Source organism: Agrobacterium sp. MCAB5, from assembly GCF_052114365.1.
In the GTDB taxonomy this organism is placed as follows: Bacteria; Pseudomonadota; Alphaproteobacteria; order Rhizobiales; family Rhizobiaceae; genus Agrobacterium; species Agrobacterium tumefaciens.
The window spans coordinates 1-474 of sequence record NZ_JBFREP010000237.1 but is presented as its reverse complement, the minus strand read 5'-3'; the positions used below and the strand labels follow the sequence as shown (position 1 = coordinate 474).

At 53.6% G+C, this 474-nt stretch carries 1 protein-coding gene; it reads left to right on the top strand.

The window, feature by feature from the left end; all coding sequences use genetic code 11:
• Positions 1–474, top strand: a 474-nt coding sequence (locus tag AB4Z23_RS28405; RefSeq protein ID WP_441361297.1) for a hypothetical protein, incomplete at both ends; no start/stop codon positions are given.

Sequence of the window (474 nt, the reverse complement as noted above, 5' to 3'; positions counted from 1 at the left end):
GTCCTCTCCTGGAGCGATTTGGCTTTGAGATTGGCTCCCCTGTTGGCGAAGGCAGGCGCTCAGCTGCACACATGCTCGCCACAACCACTTTCAATCGGGCATTGAGATCTTCCTCAGCACAACGTGAAAAATTCAAGAAATACTTCGACGGGCATTTCTTGCCCGGCGAAAAAACTGGTTTGGTCGACATCGGCTGGAACGGTAACATTCAGCGGTATCTCATCAGCGCGCTCGATAGCCGCTATATGAAGGACCAGTTCATAGGGCTTTATCTGGGGCTGCATTCATCGGCGCAATCGAACAGGGATAGAGGGCTTGTTCTGGAGGGCTGGATGTCGGATTTCGGACGCGTTTCACGTGTACAGGAGTACCTGCAATCAGGGGGCGCGGAGTTGCTTGAGTTCGCCCTCACATCCGATCACGGCACCGCGCTTGGTTTCACCGAAAACAATGAAGGAAACGTCGTGCCTATTC